Below are 18,524 nucleotides of genomic sequence, written 5' to 3'. Positions count from 1 at the left end.
GGTCCGAGTATACACCTTTTCACTAACGTGTCAACTATCATCCCCTTGCATGGAATGGTATAATGGCTCCTCAATTTGTTCGGGAGGTCCCCCATGAAAGTCTATGAGACGCCCCATATCCGCAACCTCGTGCTTGCCGGTCACAACGCTTCCGGTAAGACAACGCTTACATCCAGCTTTCTCTTCGCATCGGGCAAGGTGAATCGGTTATTGACCGTGGACGATGGAAACGCGCCCACCGACTTCGATGAGAATGAGGTGGAACGAAAAATATCCATACAGAGCGCGGTTGCCTTCTGTGAATACAAGAACCACAAGTTCAATCTGATTGACACTCCGGGTTACGCCATCTTCTTTGCAGAGACCAGCTCCGCCATGAGGGCGGGAGACGTGGCGGGAATCGTCGTAAACGCTGTCAACGGCCTGGAAATTCAGACCGATAAAGCGGTTAAGCTTGCCAGGGAGAACGGTTTACCCATCTTCTTTATCATCAACAAAGTCGACAAGGAGCATGCCGATCCTCTCGCCGTCCTTCAGAAGCTTCAGGATAAGTACGGAAATGGTGTGATTCCTCTGAATCTGCCGATTGGAAAGGAATCTTCTTTTGCGGGCGTTGCCGATGTTCTATCAAAGAAAGCTTTTCTTGGAGAACACGGTAAAGCAGTTGTTACCGAAGGTGACGTACCCGGGGAAATCAGTGAATCACTAAACTCATCCCGGGAAGCCCTCGTGGAAAAGATCGCAGAAAGCAATGAAGCCCTGATGGAGCGCTATTTCGAAGAGGGTGACCTGCCTGAGGATGACATCCTTAAGGGGCTCAGGGAAGGCATTCTGAAGGGTGACATCATGCCGGTCGTCTTCACATCCGCCTATCAGATCCTTGGAATTCATACCCTCATGGACCACCTGATCACCTTTGCCCCTGATCCCACCCATCGTACGTACAGGGGAGTCAACCCGGTCAGCGGAGAGGACAAGGACCCTTCCGGTACGTCGCTCTATGTATTTAAAACCATCTCCGACCCCTTTGCAGGGAGGATCAACATCTTCCGCGTCATCACGGGTGCCCTGAAATCCGATGCCCAGCTCCTGAATCCCCGGACCGAGAATATCGAACGATTCGGAGCCATTAACTTCCTTGACGGCAAGACACCCACCTCCGTCTCCGATGCTCATCAGGGCGATATTGGTTCCGTGATGAAGCTCAAGGAAACCCTCACGGGAGATACTCTCTGCGAAAAATCCAATCCCGTCAAGTATCCTCCCGTAGTTTTTCCGGAGGCTGCGATTTCCTTTGCCGTTGAACCCAAGAGCAAGGGCGATGAGGACAAGATCGCCGCTGCCCTTCTCCGGATCTGTGAGGAAGATCCCGTTCTTCACGTGAGCCGTGATCTCCAGACCAAGGAGCAGATCCTGTCCGGTACCGGACAGCTCCATATTGAAATCGTTGTGGCCAAGCTTAAGAAGCGCTACGGTGTCGAGGTAAATCTGAAGCCTCCCAAGGTTCCCTACAAAGAGACGATAACAAAGAAGGCGGAGACCACCTACAGGCACAAAAAACAAACAGGTGGGCGCGGTCAATTCGCGGAATGTGCTTTTATTGTCGAGCCCCAGCCTCGAGGGGAGGGGTACCAATTTGTGGACAAGATTTTTGGCGGTTCCATTTCCCATAGTTACCGGCCTGCCGTGGATAAGGGTATTCAGGAAGCCGCTGCCAAGGGATTTCTGGCAGGGTACCCCGTGATCGATTTCAAGGTAACGCTCATCGACGGAAAGGAGCACCCGGTCGACTCTTCGGAAATGGCATTCAAAATTGCCGGATCGATGGGATTCAAACAGGCCTGCGACCGTGCCGGGGCCACCATCCTGGAACCGATCATGAATATGGACGTTTTTACCCCGGAAGACTACATGGGCGACGTAATGGGCGATCTGAATGGACGCAGAGGAAGGGTTTCCGGTATGGATATTGAAGGAGACGTGCGGGTTATTCATGTACAGGTCCCCCTGGCCGAAGTCCTTTCCTACGCCTCTGATCTTCGTTCCTTTACCCAGGGCCAGGGTTCCTTCCACATGGAGTTTTCCCATTACGAAGAAGCCCCGAAACAGGTTCAGGACAAGATTATTGCCGAAGCCAGGCGCGAGAAAGAGGAAGAAGACTAGCCCTCTTTTGTCCCTTTGATCCGTTCGAGCCTCCTCTGACGGATCAGCCTCCCAACCCAATCCACTTCAATTCCTCCCCGCGGGAGGAATTGCTGTATTGCCACTTGAGATCATGACCATGGATCAATATGTCTATTTTTTCACATTTACTTGACAAGTCGGAATCACAGGTCTATGATGAATTCATACAAGGAGATGCCAATGGCCACACCCCGGACACTGCGCCAAGAATACTCAGCAAATACAGACATTTAGAGGACTCGTGCGCCAGAGAGCATCCCAGGAGGTGCCTCTATGGTAAAGGAATGCTTTCCACGAAAGATCACCTACGAAGGTGACCTTACATCCAGTTTTGCTAAAGAATTCACAAGTAAGCCCGGTGGTGAAACCCTGTCTAAATGCATTCAGTGCGGGACGTGTAGTGCCACCTGCCCTCTCTCCATTTACATGGACTACACGCCCCGACGGATCATTGCAATGGTTCGGGAAGGATTTCGAGATGAAGTGTTGAAATCCTTTACGATATGGCTTTGCGCCTCCTGCTACTCCTGCACGGCCTCCTGTCCGAAGGAGATCAAAATCACCGATCTGATGTACAACCTCAAGCGGGAGGCAATCCGGGAAAAAACCCATCCACCGGGGTTCACGATTCCCGTCCTGGCGAAAGAATTTTTCGCCAGCGTCGCCAAGCACGGCAGGATGAGTGAGGGCAGGGTTGTCATGAGGATGTACCTCAAAACGAATCCCTTGAAGCACATTGGAAAATCTTTCCTGGGGCTGAAGCTCTTCCTGAAGGGCAGAATGGCTATGAACCAGGACACAATCAAAAACCGGAAACAGCTGAAACGTCTCCTGACCGCCCTGGATCGCCGGGCCGCCGTGCTCCGGTTTCCCGTAAAGGAGGCTCTATGAAATACCTGGTCTATCCGGGGTGCTGCTGTACCCAGAAAACCACGTCCAAAGCTTACAGGGAATCCCTCCTTGCCGTCTGGAGGCATCTGAACATCGAAATTGAAGAGCTTGAGGACTGGAACTGCTGCGGGGCGACTGCATATATGGCCATTGATGAGTACAAGGCCTTTGGTCTTGCGGCCCGAAATCTGGCCATCGCTGAATCACAGCTTGCTGTCGGAGACAAGGATGTGAACGCACTCATTACACCGTGCAGCGCATGCTACATGGTTCTGAACAAAACCCAGCATTACATCAATGAATATCCAGAAGTCCATACTACCGTCATGGGAGCTCTGGATGAAGCAGGATTATCTTATACGGGATCGACGGGAGTCCGCCATCCGTTGGATGTCTTTCTGAATGAATACGACCTCGGACGGCTAAAGAGCCAGACAAGACGATCTCTGGCCCCTCTGAAGGTGGCCTCCTATTATGGATGCCTCCTGGTTCGTCCCTATGCAACCTTTGACGATCCAGTCAATCCCACTTCCATGGACCGGCTCTTTTCGGCGCTGGGAGCGGAAACCATTGACTGGCCCCTGAAGACACGATGCTGCGGTGGATCGCTCATGGGGACACTGGATGAGGTTGGGATGCGCCTGAATTACATCCTGCTCAAGGAGGCAAAGGAACGCGGGGCCGATGTCATTGCCACGGCCTGCCCCTTCTGCCAGTTCAACCTGGAGTGTTTTCAGAAAAAAATCAATAAAGCCTATGGCGAGGACATCACGATCCCCGTCGTATTTTTCAGTCAACTAATCGGTCTGGCTCTGGGAATTCCCGAAAGCAAGCTGGGATTCAAGCGGTTATTTGTTCCGTTCTCGATGTCGACCTACACAAAGGGAGGCGTCCATGTCCAAGGGTAACGGAGGAAGTGAACCTCGAATCGGAGTCTATATCTGTCATTGCGGCATCAACATTGCCAGCAAAGTGGATGTGACAGAAGTTGTGAAATTCGCATCCACCCTTCCCCACGTCGCTGTAGCTCGAGAGTACAAATTCATGTGTTCGGATCCGGGCCAGGTCACGATCAAGGATGATGTCCGCGATCATGGCGTGGACCGTGTCGTCGTTGCATCCTGTTCTCCGCTTATGCACGAGCCCACGTTTCGTCGTGCCCTGGGGGACGCCGGGAAAAATCCCTTCTTCTTTCAGATGGCCAATATTCGTGAACATGTATCCTGGGTCACCCGTGATCCGGAAAAGGCTACCCGGAAGGCCATGGCCCTCGTCGCAGGAGCCGTGTACCGCGTGGCCGGCCATGAAGCCCTGGAAGTTCGAAAGGTGGATGTTCATCCCGATGTCATGGTTGTGGGTGCCGGTATTGCAGGGATACAGGCTGCCCTGACCCTCGCTGATTCCGGAAAGAATGTTTACCTGGTGGAACGGGAATCCTCGATCGGTGGCCACATGGCCAAGTTCGACAAGACCTTTCCCACATTGGACTGCTCTGCCTGCATTCTTACTCCCAAAATGGTCCAGGTTGACAAGCACCCCGGAATTAATCTCATGACCTATTCGGAAGTTGAGGAAGTATCGGGCTACGTTGGAAATTTCAAGGTAAGAATTCGACATAAATCACGCTATGTCGACACGACCAAATGTACCGGCTGTGGAGCGTGCTGGGAGGCCTGCCCCGCCAAGATGATCCCCGAAACCCGGGTCATTCGAAAGGGAGCCCTGACGATCGGTCAGACTCCCCCCCTGGCAAGGGTCATTCCCATCACCGATCCTCCTTCCGGCGAATCTCCGAAGAATTAAAGGAGGCAATATGGTCGACCTAGCCAGAGTAAACGAAATCATCAACAAACATGACGCGGACATTGAAAATATCATCGCCATCCTGCTTGACTGCCAGGATGAGTTCTACCATCTTCCGGAGCCTTTGATTCAGAAAGTGGCAGACCGGGTCGGTGTCCCGCTCACGCGCGTCTTAAGCATTGCGACCTTTTTCCGTGCTTTCAGCCTCGAACCGGTTGGCCGATATCCGATTCACGTCTGCATGGGTACTGCCTGTTATGTTCTGGGAGCTCCCAAATTGGTGGACGCCTTTTCCAGGGAGCTTGGGATCGAGGAAAACCAGCGGTCCAAAGATGGACTCTTCAGCCTCCATACGATCAATTGTCCCGGTTGCTGCGGACTTGCTCCTGTTGTCACGGTGGGTCTGGATGTAATCGGGAAGGTTACCCAGGCTCAGGTTCCCAAAATTGTAGAACGGTATCGAAAGAAAGCAGAAACGGATCGGGCGGGAGAGGAGGCCTGACATGGAACTCAGAAAGATCACGATTGAGGATTTAAAGAAGATCAAGGAGCAGCACAGGAGACAGATGACGGTCCGTTCCGGTGCCGCACGGGCTCGAATCATTGTCCATATGGGGACCTGTGGAATCGCAGCAGGTGCCCGGGATGTGCTGAATGCTCTCATGAAAGAAATCGAGGCACAAAACGTAACGGACGTCATTGTGACGTCATCAAGCTGTGCCGGTCTCTGCAGCCGCGAACCGATGGCTACGGTGGAGATCAAGGGCCACGCTCCCGTCAAATACGTGGACCTTACCGGAGAAAAAATCGTCACGATTTTCCGAGACCATATCCTTGGAGGCGCCATCGTTCAGGAATATGCTCTCGGAGTTGGCAGTGAGACCACGGGGTAAGGAGGAATAGCGATGCCCTACCGAATGAATGTTCTCTTATGTGGAGGTACCGGCTGTGTATCCAGCGGTTCCTTCAATTTGAAGCTGGATATGGAGCGTGAGATTGAACGAAAGGGCCTGAAAGAGGAAGTTCAGGTCATCGCGACGGGTTGCCAGGGATTTTGCGCCGAAGGGCCGATTGTGATCGTTCAGCCCGATGGCGTCCTGTATTGCAAAGTCACACCCAAGGACGTACCTATCCTTGTTGAGGAGCACTTCCTCAAGGGTCGACCTCTCCAAAAACTTCTTTATACCCCACCCGACGAGACTGCACCCGTTCCCACACTGAATACAATCCCCTTCTTTGCAAAACAGAAAATTGTTGTGTTGCGCAACCGGGGTCTGATCGATCCAGAACGAATTGAGGACTATATCGCAGCGGACGGGTACATGGCCCTGGCGAAAGCCCTCACGGAAATGACCCCGGAGGATGTCATTTCCGAGATTAAAGCTTCTGCTCTGCGGGGACGGGGGGGTGGTGGCTTTCCGGCAGGTATTAAATGGGAAACATGCCGTCATGCGGCCAAAAAACAGAACGCCGAGCGTATGGAACAGCTGACAAAAGAAGCAGGAGGAGACCGTTTTACAAAGCCTCTAACCCAGCGCCCGATCGAACCGGTCGTAATCTGCAACGCAGACGAAGGAGATCCTGGTGCCTTTATGGATCGAAGTATTATCGAATGCGATCCCCACGCAGTGATTGAGGGAATGACCATCGCGGCTTACGCTGTAGGGGCTCGCAGGGGTTTCGTCTATGTACGCCAGGAATACCCCCTGGCAAGAAAGCGACTGGAAAAAGCCCTCGAGCAGGCACGGGCCCTCGGACTTCTGGGTGAAAACATTCTTGGCACGAAAGTTGAGTTCGACATTAAGATCGTTCAGGGAGCCGGCGCCTTCGTCTGTGGCGAGTCAACAGCGCTTATGGCATCTCTGGAGGGAAAGGTAGGTGAGCCGAGGGCTAAGTATATTCATACGGTTGAGTATGGATATAAAGATGGCCCCTCCCTGCTCAATAACGTTGAAACTCTCGCCAATATCCCCCTGATCATTCTGCGCGGAGCTTCATGGTTTACCTCAATGGGAACGGGAGACGTCAGTGAAAACCCGTGGGGAGGAAGCACGGGAACCAAAGTCTTTTCCCTGTCTGGAACCGTGAACAATACGGGATTGATTGAGGTACCCATGGGAATCACGCTCAGAGAAATCATTTACGACATCGGAGGTGGCATCCCCCGGGGAAGAGATTTTAAAGCCGTACAGACCGGAGGACCTTCCGGAGGGTTTCTCCCGGCACAGTTCCTTGATCGTTCCGTCGATTTCGACAGTCTGAATGATGCCGGAACCATGATGGGGTCCGGGGGAATGGTCATACTGGACGAAGGCACATGTCTTGTGGATTCAGCTCGATTTTTCGTCAAATTTCTTGCAGACGAATCATGTGGAAAATGCGTCCCGTGCAGGGAAGGCCTTCGACGAAGCACGGAAATTCTGGACAGGATTGTCGAAGGTAAGGGAAGGGATGGTGATGTAGAAATCCTGGAGGAGATGGGCGAAGTCATGCAGGATTGCTGTCTGTGTGCCCTGGGCACCTCTGCTCCGAATCCGGTACTCACGACCATCCGCTATTTCAGGGACGAGTACGAATGTCATATTCAGGACCATAAATGCCCCGGTGGTGTCTGCAAGGATTTGATTTCTTACTACATCAATCCGGACCGGTGCGACGGGTGCCATGCATGCGTTCGTGCCTGCCCGACAAACGGAATTCTTGGTGAGGTGAAGCAAGCCCACTCCATTATTGAGAGCAAATGTATCAAGTGCGGTGCCTGTGTTGAGGTTTGCAAACGGGACGCCGTCATGCACGCGTAAGGGGGACGGCCATGAAAACAGTTACGTTAACGATCAATGGAATCCAGACCGAAGCACCGGAACGGGCTACAATTCTCAGCGTGGCGGAAAAGATGGGGATCAAGATTCCCACACTCTGTCACCACCCCATCATTGAACCCTATGGGGCGTGCCGTATCTGCGGTGTCGAAGTAAAGATCCGAAACCGAACAAGAATTGTCACGTCCTGCAATTATCCTGTGACAGAGGGTCTGGAAGTTCTGACCGATACAGACCGCGTCAGGAGAAATCGTAAATTAATCCTGGAATGGCTTATGGCTCAGTCGGGACATGTTGCCATTCTTGAAGAACTGGCGGAAGAGTATGGCATCGTGGAACCGAGGTTCGGCCGGGGGGATGACGACTGTATCCTCTGCGGGTTATGCGTTCGCGTGTGCTCGGATGTTGTCGGTGCGAATGTACTCAGTTTCTTCAACCGGGGACCGAAACGATACGTTTCTACAGCATACGACCGAACTTCGGAGCAATGCATTGCCTGCGGTGCCTGTGCCTATGTCTGCCCGACAAACTGCATTACGATTGAGAACGAGGAAGTGGCCGTTCGAGAAGTCCTTCCTCTGGGTCCGCGCACCCCGATACACATTCCCTTCATGCAGGCTGTACCCCACATGCCCGTGATCGATCGGGACTCCTGCATCCATTTCAAGACGGGAGAATGCAAGGTCTGCGAATCGGTATGCGAACCGGGAGCCATTAACCATACACAGGAGGATTCTTTCGAGGAGGTTGATGTGGGAAGCATCATCCTTGCCACGGGATTCCAGACATTCGACGCGAAGCGAATCCCCGAATACGGGTATGGCAAGCTTCCCAATGTCTTCACGAGCCTTGACATGGAACGGATGCTCAACGCGTCCGGTCCCACCGGGGGCAAGGTCTTTTTAAAAGACGGGGGTGCTCCCAGACGGGTCGGGATCATCCACTGTGTGGGCTCCCGCGACGACAGATATAATACGCACTGTTCCAAAGTCTGCTGCATGTACTCCCTGAAGCTGGCCCACCTGGTCAAAGAGCGTTCGGGAGCGGAGGTGTACAACTTTTACATCGATATGCGGACGCCAGGAAAAGGGTATGAAGAATTTTACGACCGTCTGAAGGAAGAGGGAACTCACTTTGTCCGAGGCAGGGTAGCCGAGGTGACCGACTGGGCCGTAACCGATGAGGAAAAGGGAAAACTCGTGATTCGCGCGGAGGACACGCTGGTCGGATCGGTTCGACGTGTGCCGGTGGATATGGTCGTCCTTGCCGTGGGACTCGAAGCCCGCCCGGACGCCGAAGATGTCCGGCGGCTCTTTAACATTTCCTGCAGCCAGGAGGGATGGTTCCTTGAACAGCACCCCAAGCTCGCTCCAGTCAGCACCTTTACCGATGGAATCTTTCTTGCGGGAACCTGTCAGGGACCCAAGGATATTCCGGAAACGGTAGCTCAGGCTGGAGCCGCAGCCTCCATGGCTCTGGCCCTGATCGATCGGGGGTATGTAACCCTGGAGCCCAATACCGCCTGGGTGGAAGAGGATCTATGTTCAGGGTGCAAAACCTGTGTTCCCCTCTGCCCCTACAGCGCGATCACCTATGAAGGGGAAAAGAAGAAATCTACGATTAACGAGGCTCTCTGCAAGGGGTGCGGGACCTGCGTTGCGGCCTGTCCCTCCGGGGCGGCCCAGCAACATCTCTTCATGGATTCTCTCATCTTCGACGAGATCAAGGGGGTGCTGAACTATGTCTGACGATAAAACCTTTGAGCCCAAAATCGTGGCCTTCTTCTGTAACTGGTGCACATATACGGCAGCCGATCTTGCCGGAACTGCACGCATGGTGTATGAACCCAACGTCCGGGTCATTCGGATCATGTGCTCCGGTCGTCTCGATCCCCAATTCGTCCTGGCGGCATTCCGTGAAGGTGCCGATGGTGTTCTGATTGGAGGATGCCACCCCGGAGACTGCCACTACCAGGAAGGAAACTACAAATGCATGCGCCGTGTCATCGTCCTGAAGGAACTGTTGAAAGGTTTCGGAATTGAGGAAGACAGGCTTCGGCTGGAGTGGATTTCGGCCTCCGAGGGGCACAAGGTCCAGGAGGTCATTAACACGATGACGGAAACGGTACGGGAGCTGGGTCCCCTTGGCCTGCCGGACATTCCAGTTCCAAGCACTCATGGAGAGGAGGGAGTTCATGTCCAAGCCTAAGGTCGCCTTTTACTGGTGTGCCTCCTGTGGAGGCTGTGAAGAAACGGTTGTCGATCTGGCGGAAGGTGTCTTGGATGTGGTGGCGGCCGTAGATATCCTATTCTGGCCGGTTGCCCTCGATTTTAAGCGCAGCGACGTGGAGGCCATGGCGGACGGCGAATTTGCTGTAGCTTTTATCAATGGAGCCATCTGTACGTCGGAACAGGAGGAGATGGTGCACCTGCTCCGAAGAAAAGCCCAGGCGGTTATAGCCTTTGGAAGCTGTGCCCATACGGGAGGCATTCCCGGTCTCGGAAACCTTTACGATCGCGAATCGCTACTGAACCGTGCATACAAAGAAACTCCCAGTACAGCCAATCACGATGGGATCCTTCCCGCTGAATCTCTGGATGTAAAGGAAGGAACCGTTACGCTTCCCCATTTTCTTGAAGGCTGCAAAACCCTTGACCAGACCATTCCCGTCGAATATTACATTCCCGGATGTCCTCCCCCGGTTCGTCTGATCAAGGACGCCCTGGGGGCGATCCTCTCCGGCAAACTTCCCCCCAGAGGAACGGTTCTTGCTCCCGACATTGCTCAATGCGATGAATGCGGCCGAAAGGATACCAAGCCCGACAAGCTGATGATCGAGAATCTGAAGAGACCCCAAGAAGTCATCATCGATCAGGAGAAGTGTTTCCTGGAACAGGGCCTGGTCTGCATGGGACCGGTGACACGGGCTGGATGCGACACTCCCTGTATTGACGGAAACATGCCCTGTACGGGATGCCTCGGACCAACAAGCCGGGTAAAGGACTATGGCGCCAAGGCCCTGGCCTTTCTCGCTTCCGTCCTGGACATCGATGATGAATCCAGGGCGAAAGAGGCGCTGTCCAAACTCGTGGATCCCGAAGGAACTTTTTATCGATACAGCGTTCCGGCTTCCCTGCTGTTTCACCGCAGAAACCACTGAAGGAGAATTCCATGGGACGAGAGATTATCGTTGACCCCATCACACGCCTTGAAGGGCATGGAAAGATCCATATCTTCCTGAACGACGAAGGAGATGTAAACCATGCCTACTTTCAGGTTCCGGAGTTCAGGGGATTTGAAAAATTCGCGGAGGGCCGGCCCTGCGAGGCCATGCCCCAGATCACTCCCAGGATATGTGGTGTCTGCCCGACGGCACACCATATGGCGGCGACCAAGGCTCTGGATGACCTCTATCGTGTGGAACCACCTCCCGCAGCCAAAAAGATCCGCGAGCTTCTCTATAACATCTTCATGGTTGAGGACCATGCCCTCCATTTCTACTTCCTGGGAGGTCCCGATTTCATCGTGGGCCCGCAGGCCCCCAAAGCAGAGAGAAACATCCTGGGCGTCTTAGGGAAAGTCGGGCTGGAGGTCGGAAAGAAGGTCATAGGAGCCAGAAAAGAACTCAGGGATCTGATGACACAGATTGCCGGAAAGACCATCCACCCCGTCTTTGGTCTCCCGGGCGGCATTTCGAAGCCCCTCACGGACGAAATCATCGCAGGGGTAAAACAGGCTGCGGATCACACAATCGAATTCGGTCTCTTTTCGCTTCAGGCCTTCCGTGACATCGTCCTTTCAAATGCCGATTACGTTAACGTCATTACTTCGGACACCTATACCCATAAAACGTACTACATGGGCCTGGTGGATAAAAATAACGCAGTCAACTTTTATGACGGACAGATCCGGGTCGTCGATCCCGACGGCAAGGAATTCAGGAAATTTTCTCCGCGGGATTATCTCGACTCCGTGGCCGAGCATGTGGAGCCCTGGTCATACATCAAGTTTCCATTCCTCAAAGAGGTGGGCTGGAAAGGGTTTACTGACGGAAAGGAAAGTGGAATCTATGCGGTGGCCCCTCTGGCCAGGCTCAACGCAGCAGATGGGATGGCCACCCCGGAGGCTCAAAAGGCCTACGAGGAGTATATGTCAACCCTTGGAGGTAGGCCGGTTCATTTCACGCTGGCCAATCACTGGGCAAGGCTGATTGAGCTTCTCTATTCCGCAGAGCGCCTAAAGGAGCTTTCTCACGATCCCGAAATTCGTTCCAGCGAGGTCCGGACCATTCCCACGGAGACTCCAACCGTAGGATATGGTGTTGTTGAAGCTCCCCGGGGAACACTCTTTCACCACTATGAGACGGATGAGCACGGAATCATGAAAAAGGCCAACCTGATCGTCGCCACGCAAAATAACGCGGCACGGATCGCCATGGGTGTGGATAAAGCCGCAAAGGGTCTGATCAAGAAGGGTAACGTCAATGACGGACTGTTGAACATGGTCGAAATGGCTTTTCGGGCCTACGATCCATGCCATGCCTGCGGGACCCACTCTCTGCCGGGCCAGATGCCGTTACTTATCACCATCCGGGATACCCGGGGAAGAGAGATTCGACAGATTCACCGGTAATACAAGTATCGCCTTCGATTCCTGCTGTACTCAAATTGTAATCTTGTACCCTCAGGATTAGGTATAATCTCTTTATGATTCATGAATTTTCACCTGTAGAGCAGCCTTCGATGATCGGGATGGACTCAGGAATCCGCCTTGGCTGAGATTCTGATTCTGGGTCTGGGGAATCCCCTGTTTCGGGATGATGGAATCGGAGTGCGGGCCATCGATATTCTGGAACGCCACTTCTCGTCGGTTGCGGACCTGGAGTCGAGCGCCGAACATGGAATGGCCCTCATGGATCATTTCATCGGATACCGATATGCCATCCTGATCGATGCAATTCAGACGGGGCAACATCCTCCAGGGACAGTGCGAGAGCTCGATCCTTCCCGTTTGGGCCGTGTTCTCTCCCCATCCCCCCACTACGCCGGGCTTCCGGAAATGATTGAAGCAGCCAGGCAGCTTGACGTATCCTTTCCAGACTCCTTTGTGATTATCTCCGTGGAAGTTGAGGATATGGCGACAATGATTGAAGGTCTCACCCCGGATGTCGAGGCTGCTCTTCCGAGAATTGTAGATATCGTAGACGAAAAGGTTCGAAACTGGCTTCACAATTCAGACGGGCAACCTTCCCGTGCATGAAATGAGCGTGGCTTCCGAAATCTACTCAATCTGCACAGGGTCGGTTCTCCATCTGCGCCCCGGCCGTATCGATGTCGTTCGGATCAAAGTCGGGGAACTTTCAGCCGTTGAACCCGACCTTCTCAATTTTGCCTGGGAAGCTCTCACAAGGGAAGGACCCGATGAAGGGAGCCGTCTCGACATCCAATTCTGTCCGTCCCGGCAGTTTTGCCCATCCTGCGGAGAGGTCAAGGTCAGACTCCCGGGATCGTGGTTCTTTGTATGTCCCGAATGTTCAGCACCCCTCAAAGTCACCGGGGGCAGGGAGTTGGATATCGTGAACATCTCGTTCCGTCAGACGGGAGAAGGGTAGGTCATGTATCGATCGCTCGATCCCTCTCGAATTGAGGACACATCGAATCTCCTTCGTCTTCGGATTGAAGAGCGGTTTAAAGAATCAGGACTTTCCCGCGTTGCCCATGAGCTTCAGATCCTGGTTGCAGAGGCGGCACAATCGAACAACTGGTTGCGTCGACCGAACCTGTGGCTTAGGAGTGCGGTCTTTTTCTGTATCTCTCTCATGGGTCTTGCTCTGGCAGGAATGGTGTCAAGGCTCGATCTTCAGATGGAATCCATTCAGCTTCTGGACTTTCTCTCCGCCGTTGAAGCGGCGGTCAATGATCTCATTTTTCTCGGCATCGGAATCTTCTTTCTCATCTCCTGGGAAAGCAGGATCAAGCGGAAAAAGGTGCTGCGGGCCATCCACGAGCTCCGATCCATGGCCCACATCATCGATATGCATCAGCTGACAAAGGACCCGGAGAAGATCAAGCCCCATGCAGTCCATACGCCCTCCTCTCCCCGGAGGGTAATGACTCCATACGAATTAACGCGCTATCTGGATTACTGCAGTGAAATGCTTGCCCTGATCTCCAAGGTCGGCGCGCTCTATATCCAGAATTTTGATGATCCTGCAACCCTTCGGGCTGTGGATGAACTGGAGAATCTCACTACAGGTCTTTCTCGTAAGATCTGGCAGAAAATAATGATCCTGGACAGGATCATGTCTCTTCCATAGCCGGAGACCATCTCGAATTCCTTTGAAGGGTTTCTGTAATCATCTTTGCCCACTCCTCCGGATCACGAAGAGCCCACGCGGCCGAGTCCGGGCCTGAATCGGTCTGAAATGCGACCCGCAGAATCGGGCGCAGGATCGACTTCCCGCAATGGGAGCGAACGAGGGAGACCTCTGATATTTTCTCAAGGGGAATCACAACAGACCTCCTGGGAAGCGCCATGACAAAGATCAGACTGGAAGTCGTGAGAGCCAGAGCCCCATTTCCCCGGATCTGTTTTCCTCCTTTACTTTTAAGGCCAAAAAAATTGGCCCATGGATCCTTTCGAACGACAGGAATACTTCCAATTCGTTCCTGCATTTCCCGCACCGCACTTCTGCGAAGTTTTCGCACCCATGCAACCAATCCAACAATAGCGCCGATGGCTGTGAGGATGGTGAAGAGAAGGATGAATACTTCATTCTGGATGAATCTGCCTTCTTCCATTACGAACACCTCCGTCGAAACGTCGCTGTCGGCCCGCCTGAGTCGAAGTCATTGTCCTGATGATGTGACCCGCGAACCATGATGCTTGTTCTCTATCATAGCCTATGACACAATAATAATGGAGGAACTTATGCGCACCGTGTGGATTGCTTTGATCGGATTTTTGATTATCCTGACAGCCACTCTGGCCATCGTCATCCAGAAACCGGTTCACGAGGAAGACCTTGCAGGCTACTGGAAGTCGGTGGACGGAAGCGGTTTCGATATTCAGATTCACGATGATGGGACCTTCTCACTAAAAGGGCATGGGATCGGGGGTATTTTGTCCGTGGTCAAGGAAAAGCTCACGGGACATGCCGACGAACTGAAAGGCAGATGGAACATCAGCTACAACCCTTTCACCGGAAACCGTCTCATCCTCGATTTCAGCAGTGGAGAGACCCAGCACCACGAAGTAACGTTAAAGGAAGGAATTCTGACCCTCTCAGGTCAACGGATGGTACGACAGATTCACTCCTGATGTACTGCAGGTACTCCCTGATCTTCGGTTGACTTCTCCTTCCATTCCTATACAATCAAAGGTAATGATGGTGAGACGGTTTCTCCTGGTGTTATGTTGCATCATCGTCCCGGGGTGTTCACGTTCCCCGGTTGATGTTCACATAGCCATTTCAACCCCCATTCTCGATCTTTCCCCGATTCCGAACGACCAGGAAACAGCCCTGGTTACTTCCAACATCTACGAGGGCCTTGTCGGGTATTCCCCGACCATGGAAATCATTCCTCTCCTGGCTACATCATGGGAAACCCTTTCTGATGTGACCTGGAAATTCAGGCTCCGAAAGGATGTCTATTTTCACGATGGAAGCCCCATGACTTCCGAAGACGTGGTGACGTCGATTCAGCATATGGTCAATGCGAAGGACCACATCCTCAGTGAGGAATTCAAGATCATTCAGACGGTAACGGCCACTGAGCCGGGAACGGTAACCATAACGACCTCCAGACCCTTCAGCGGTCTCCTTCATCTTCTTACCGCCGGTGCCATCCTGCCTGCGGACGACATGGAAGGTAGCACAGGAACCGGTCCCTACAGGGTAAAAAAACTGTCTGAAAACGAAGTGCAGCTTGCGGCCTTCTCCCATTACTGGGCGGGCTGTCCCGACATCGACACGCTAACCTTTTTCCTCCTGGACTCTGACAGGACACTTGCGGACTTCTCGGGCAGATCAGGAAAATATATTTTCCGGGACGCTCTTCGATTGCTGGAGAAGCCCCATCCCGATTTTCTCCCGCGGGAATCTCTGGGACTCACCGTGATTTATATTGGGTTCAATATTGCAAAATCGCCCTTTACTTCCCCGGAACTCCGCAAAGCCATCTTTCTGGGTATCGACCGCAAATCTTTGGTCCAGCAGCGATATGGTCATCGTGCTCTTCCCACATGTCAACCTGTCCCGTTTCATGCCTATGGCTTCCACCCCGGCCTTTCGTGTACCTATGATCCGGAACAGGCCCGGAAAAGCCTTTCAGAATCCGGGCTGCCCCTCCCCGTCCACCTGACCGTCCTGACTGCCGGAAGGGGAGAGCGCACCATGACCATGGTTTCCGAACAGCTTTCGAGGATCGGCATTGACCTGTCCGTAAAACTGGTGCCCTGGAATGAACTCCTGACTTCGATGTTGAACGGCGAGGCTGCCTGTTACTTTACGGGCCACGTGAGTGGATTCGGAAACGGACTCTTCACGCTGGACAGCCTCTTTTCAAGCCACGGTGCTTCCAATACTTTCGGATACGCAGATCCGGAGGTGGATCGGCTTATTCACGATGCGTACCATGCGATGGATGATCGAAAAAGATTGACCCTTCTTCAAAAAATTGAAGAAAGGGTCATCATGGATGCTCCCATGATTCCATTGGCCAACATTTACGAGACGTACGCTGTTTCCCGTGAGCTCGATTGGGAGCCACGACCGGACGGTCTGGTCCTTGGAAAGGAAATCGGGCTTAAATAAAAAAAACCCGTCGAAATCGACGGGCCTGAGAGGGAGGTTCGTATGAGGTCATCTCTATATACGGGCTTCCGGGAAGAAACGTTGGAAAAGGAGGACCCCGAGTGATTCCTGTGGTATGATGTCGCGCCCGGGTATGTGCTTCTGACGTTGATTCCATGCTCAAATTTACTGGAGGTAGTAATGAAAGTCGTCCTTATGGGTCTTCCCGGTTCCGGAAAGACTACCATATTCAGCGCTCTGACGGGAATGAATATCGACCCGTCCTCCTATTCCGGAAAATCCGGAGAGCCTCCACGTGCCGTGGTTAAGGTCCCGGACGAGCGACTTCAGACGCTTTCTGCCATGTATCGCCCTCGCAAAACCACCCCGGCCGTGGTGGAGATGGTGGATGTCACGCGAGGTCTTGAAGAGGAAGGAAGCGGCCTATGGTCTCCTTCCGAGCTTGTTCAGATGCGCATGGCCGATGCACTCTGTGTCGTTCTGCGGAATTTTCCCGACCCCCTGGGTGCGGAAGCCGATCCCGTAAAGGATCTGAGTCAAATTGAAGAGGAAATGATCCTGTCCGATTCGATCCTTGTCGAGAATCGCCTGGATCGGATTGCAGCAGCAAAAAAACGAGGCCAAAAGAGCCAGGACATTGCAGCCGAAGAGAGATTCCTGTCCGAATTCAGAGATCATCTCCTGGAGGGAAAACCTCTGCGCAGTTCGGAAACGCCCCCCACCGGCGATCTTCGTGGATTTGGATTTCTTACTCAAAAGCCCCTCATGGTTCTGGTCAACTCATCGGAAGACTCCTTTGGAAAAAACCCCGGTCTTCTGAGTCGCCTGAACGAACGGTATCCGTCGGAAGAGTGTGCCGGCCTCTTTGAGAGGGATCTTGCCACCATGGAAGACGAGGAAGATCGACAGATGTTCATGGACGATCTCAACATCAGTGTTTCGGCAAAAGATCGAGCCGTACGGCTTATCTTTGAGACGGTGGGGTATATTTCCTTCTTCACGGTCGGGCCCGATGAGGTCAGGGCCTGGAACCTGCGTCGCGGGCTGACAGCAAAAGACGCAGCGGGTACGATTCACAGTGACCTTGCCCGCGGATTCATCCGTGCAGAATGTTTCCGCTATGAAGACCTGGTGGAGCTCGGGAGTGAACGGAGCATTCGAGAAAAAGGGAAGTTTCGACTCGAAGGGAAAGATTACATCGTTCAGGACGGTGACATTTTATCGATCCGTTTCAGCGTCTAACCTGACGTATAATGTCGCTACCGTCTCAAAGAGGGAGACCACCATGTCCAGACCAGGGATGATTCCACTACCGGATCACCGAAGATATTCTCAAGAGGAACAGATCGAGCGAGCGAAGGCGTTTTATTCCCTCATGAACCAGAGACGATCGGTGCGATCCTTCGATACGAAACCGGTCCCTCAAGAAGTCATTGAATCCTGTATCCGCACTGCCGGGACCGCTCCCAGCGGAGCCAATCAGCAGCCCTGGCATTTTGAGGTTGTCCAGGACCCTCAAATCCGCCGTGAAATCCGGCTTGCCGCGGAAGAGGTGGAACGAGAGTTCTACACATCCCGGGCCCCGGAGGCATGGCTTAAGGCCATTGAACATCTCGGTACCCATGCATCCAAACCCTTTCTTGAGGAAGCTCCCGTTCTCATCGTTATCTTTGAAATCATCCACGGAAAAGGCCAGGATGGAGAGACCATCAAGCACTATTACACAAAGGAATCAACGGGTATTGCGACAGGATTCCTGATTGCTTCTCTTCATAACGCCGGACTGGCATGTCTGACTCACACACCAAGCCCGATGGGATTTCTCAACCGTATACTGAATCGGCCGGATAATGAAAGACCTCTCATGGTGCTCGTGACCGGATATCCCGCACCGGATACGCACGTGCCGGATATTTCCAGAAAATCCCTTGAGGAAATTGCCACCTTTCGATAAATAAACGAAGGGATCCTCTCCTCCATACCTCCATGAATTTACTTCGGATTGTGAGAGC

General features: G+C 53.0%; 18 protein-coding genes and 1 pseudogene. 18 read left to right on the top strand and 1 reads right to left on the bottom strand.

All coding sequences use genetic code 11. The features are described 5' to 3' along the window. Positions 1–93: 93 nt before the first annotated feature. From fusA to PLD04_00180, 14 genes and pseudogenes are all read left to right on the top strand, one after another. The gene (gene fusA, locus PLD04_00245; protein ID HXK66746.1) at positions 94–2,163 is read left to right on the top strand and encodes an elongation factor G; all 2,070 of its coding nucleotides are present in this window, start codon (positions 94–96) and stop codon (positions 2,161–2,163) included. Positions 2,164–2,457: 294 nt separating this feature from the next. Continuing rightward, entirely contained in the window at positions 2,458–3,075 is a 618-nt protein-coding gene (locus tag PLD04_00240; protein HXK66745.1) for a 4Fe-4S dicluster domain-containing protein, read from the top strand. Beyond that, a complete protein-coding gene (locus PLD04_00235; protein ID HXK66744.1) occupies positions 3,072–3,983 on the top strand; it encodes a CoB--CoM heterodisulfide reductase iron-sulfur subunit B family protein in 912 nt (303 codons plus the stop codon). Before PLD04_00240 ends, PLD04_00235 begins: the two co-directional genes overlap by 4 nt. Then, positions 3,970–4,764: pseudogene (locus PLD04_00230) on the top strand (FAD-dependent oxidoreductase). Before PLD04_00235 ends, PLD04_00230 begins: the two are co-directional and overlap by 14 nt. A gap of 124 nt (positions 4,765–4,888) precedes the next feature. Then, positions 4,889–5,380 (top strand): NAD(P)H-dependent oxidoreductase subunit E, encoded by a 492-nt coding sequence (locus PLD04_00225; GenBank protein HXK66743.1) that lies wholly within the window; start codon positions 4,889–4,891, stop codon positions 5,378–5,380. A 1-nt stretch (position 5,381) separates the two neighbouring features. After that, complete coding sequence (locus tag PLD04_00220; protein ID HXK66742.1) at positions 5,382–5,771, top strand: (2Fe-2S) ferredoxin domain-containing protein; 390 nt, start codon at positions 5,382–5,384, stop codon at positions 5,769–5,771. A gap of 12 nt (positions 5,772–5,783) precedes the next feature. Continuing rightward, complete coding sequence (locus PLD04_00215) at positions 5,784–7,679, top strand: NADH-ubiquinone oxidoreductase-F iron-sulfur binding region domain-containing protein (protein HXK66741.1); 1,896 nt, start codon at positions 5,784–5,786, stop codon at positions 7,677–7,679. Between the two features lie 11 nt (positions 7,680–7,690). Beyond that, positions 7,691–9,445 carry a 4Fe-4S binding protein gene (locus PLD04_00210; protein HXK66740.1) on the top strand — a complete coding sequence of 585 codons (1,755 nt, stop codon included), beginning with the start codon at positions 7,691–7,693 and terminating at the stop codon, positions 9,443–9,445. Continuing rightward, positions 9,438–9,905, top strand: a complete 468-nt coding sequence (locus PLD04_00205) for a hydrogenase iron-sulfur subunit (protein HXK66739.1) — start codon at positions 9,438–9,440, stop codon at positions 9,903–9,905. Before PLD04_00210 ends, PLD04_00205 begins: the two co-directional genes overlap by 8 nt. Beyond that, a complete protein-coding gene (locus tag PLD04_00200; GenBank protein ID HXK66738.1) occupies positions 9,892–10,857 on the top strand; it encodes an oxidoreductase in 966 nt (321 codons plus the stop codon). The genes PLD04_00205 and PLD04_00200 overlap by 14 nt, the downstream gene beginning before the upstream one ends. Positions 10,858–10,868: 11 nt before the next feature. Further along, the gene (locus tag PLD04_00195) at positions 10,869–12,329 is read left to right on the top strand and encodes a Ni/Fe hydrogenase subunit alpha (GenBank protein ID HXK66737.1); all 1,461 of its coding nucleotides are present in this window, start codon (positions 10,869–10,871) and stop codon (positions 12,327–12,329) included. Positions 12,330–12,467: 138 nt separating this feature from the next. Then, a complete protein-coding gene (locus PLD04_00190) occupies positions 12,468–12,956 on the top strand; it encodes a hydrogenase maturation protease (GenBank protein HXK66736.1) in 489 nt (162 codons plus the stop codon). A gap of 1 nt (position 12,957) precedes the next feature. Beyond that, positions 12,958–13,308, top strand: a complete 351-nt coding sequence (locus PLD04_00185; GenBank protein ID HXK66735.1) for a hydrogenase maturation nickel metallochaperone HypA — start codon at positions 12,958–12,960, stop codon at positions 13,306–13,308. Between the two features lie 3 nt (positions 13,309–13,311). Beyond that, positions 13,312–14,013, top strand: coding sequence for a hypothetical protein (locus PLD04_00180; protein ID HXK66734.1), 702 nt, complete (start codon positions 13,312–13,314; stop codon positions 14,011–14,013). On the opposite strand, the gene PLD04_00175 is transcribed toward PLD04_00180, so the two are convergent. Continuing rightward, positions 13,997–14,497: a hypothetical protein gene (locus PLD04_00175; protein HXK66733.1), complete on the bottom strand. Its 501-nt coding sequence runs from the start codon at positions 14,495–14,497 to the stop codon at positions 13,997–13,999. The two genes, PLD04_00180 and PLD04_00175, sit on opposite strands and share 17 nt — an antisense overlap. A gap of 130 nt (positions 14,498–14,627) precedes the next feature. Between PLD04_00175 and PLD04_00170 the strand changes: the two genes are divergently transcribed. The 4 genes from PLD04_00170 to PLD04_00155 all read left to right on the top strand — a co-directional run bounded on the left by PLD04_00170 (position 14,628) and on the right by PLD04_00155 (position 18,466). Further along, positions 14,628–15,017, top strand: a complete 390-nt coding sequence (locus PLD04_00170; protein ID HXK66732.1) for a hypothetical protein — start codon at positions 14,628–14,630, stop codon at positions 15,015–15,017. Positions 15,018–15,081: 64 nt separating this feature from the next. Continuing rightward, positions 15,082–16,512 carry an ABC transporter substrate-binding protein gene (locus PLD04_00165; protein HXK66731.1) on the top strand — a complete coding sequence of 477 codons (1,431 nt, stop codon included), beginning with the start codon at positions 15,082–15,084 and terminating at the stop codon, positions 16,510–16,512. 180 nt (positions 16,513–16,692) lie between these two features. After that, on the top strand, positions 16,693–17,754 hold the full coding sequence (locus tag PLD04_00160; GenBank protein ID HXK66730.1) for a DUF933 domain-containing protein: 1,062 nt from the start codon (positions 16,693–16,695) through the stop codon (positions 17,752–17,754). Between the two features lie 58 nt (positions 17,755–17,812). Next, positions 17,813–18,466, top strand: a complete 654-nt coding sequence (locus PLD04_00155; GenBank protein HXK66729.1) for a nitroreductase family protein — start codon at positions 17,813–17,815, stop codon at positions 18,464–18,466. The last annotated feature ends 58 nt before the right edge of the window (positions 18,467–18,524 follow it).

It is taken from the genome of Thermoanaerobaculia bacterium, from assembly GCA_035593605.1.
Taxonomy (GTDB): domain Bacteria; phylum Acidobacteriota; class Thermoanaerobaculia; order UBA2201; family DAOSWS01; genus DAOSWS01.
Note: the sequence above shows the minus strand (reverse complement) of the source record. Positions and strands in the feature narration are given on the sequence as shown.

Coding starts and splice junctions, on each gene's coding strand:
- PLD04_00160 (HXK66730.1), top strand. CDS start 16,693: ATGAAAGTCGTCCTTATGGGTCTTCCCGGTTCCGGAAAGACTACCATA.
- PLD04_00240 (HXK66745.1), top strand. CDS start 2,458: ATGGTAAAGGAATGCTTTCCACGAAAGATCACCTACGAAGGTGACCTT.
- PLD04_00220 (HXK66742.1), top strand. CDS start 5,382: ATGGAACTCAGAAAGATCACGATTGAGGATTTAAAGAAGATCAAGGAG.
- PLD04_00175 (HXK66733.1), bottom strand. CDS start 14,497: ATGGAAGAAGGCAGATTCATCCAGAATGAAGTATTCATCCTTCTCTTC.
- PLD04_00235 (HXK66744.1), top strand. CDS start 3,072: ATGAAATACCTGGTCTATCCGGGGTGCTGCTGTACCCAGAAAACCACG.
- PLD04_00155 (HXK66729.1), top strand. CDS start 17,813: ATGATTCCACTACCGGATCACCGAAGATATTCTCAAGAGGAACAGATC.
- PLD04_00170 (HXK66732.1), top strand. CDS start 14,628: ATGCGCACCGTGTGGATTGCTTTGATCGGATTTTTGATTATCCTGACA.
- PLD04_00185 (HXK66735.1), top strand. CDS start 12,958: ATGAGCGTGGCTTCCGAAATCTACTCAATCTGCACAGGGTCGGTTCTC.
- PLD04_00215 (HXK66741.1), top strand. CDS start 5,784: ATGCCCTACCGAATGAATGTTCTCTTATGTGGAGGTACCGGCTGTGTA.
- fusA (HXK66746.1), top strand. CDS start 94: ATGAAAGTCTATGAGACGCCCCATATCCGCAACCTCGTGCTTGCCGGT.
- PLD04_00180 (HXK66734.1), top strand. CDS start 13,312: ATGTATCGATCGCTCGATCCCTCTCGAATTGAGGACACATCGAATCTC.
- PLD04_00195 (HXK66737.1), top strand. CDS start 10,869: ATGGGACGAGAGATTATCGTTGACCCCATCACACGCCTTGAAGGGCAT.
- PLD04_00225 (HXK66743.1), top strand. CDS start 4,889: ATGGTCGACCTAGCCAGAGTAAACGAAATCATCAACAAACATGACGCG.
- PLD04_00200 (HXK66738.1), top strand. CDS start 9,892: ATGTCCAAGCCTAAGGTCGCCTTTTACTGGTGTGCCTCCTGTGGAGGC.
- PLD04_00205 (HXK66739.1), top strand. CDS start 9,438: ATGTCTGACGATAAAACCTTTGAGCCCAAAATCGTGGCCTTCTTCTGT.
- PLD04_00210 (HXK66740.1), top strand. CDS start 7,691: ATGAAAACAGTTACGTTAACGATCAATGGAATCCAGACCGAAGCACCG.
- PLD04_00165 (HXK66731.1), top strand. CDS start 15,082: ATGATGGTGAGACGGTTTCTCCTGGTGTTATGTTGCATCATCGTCCCG.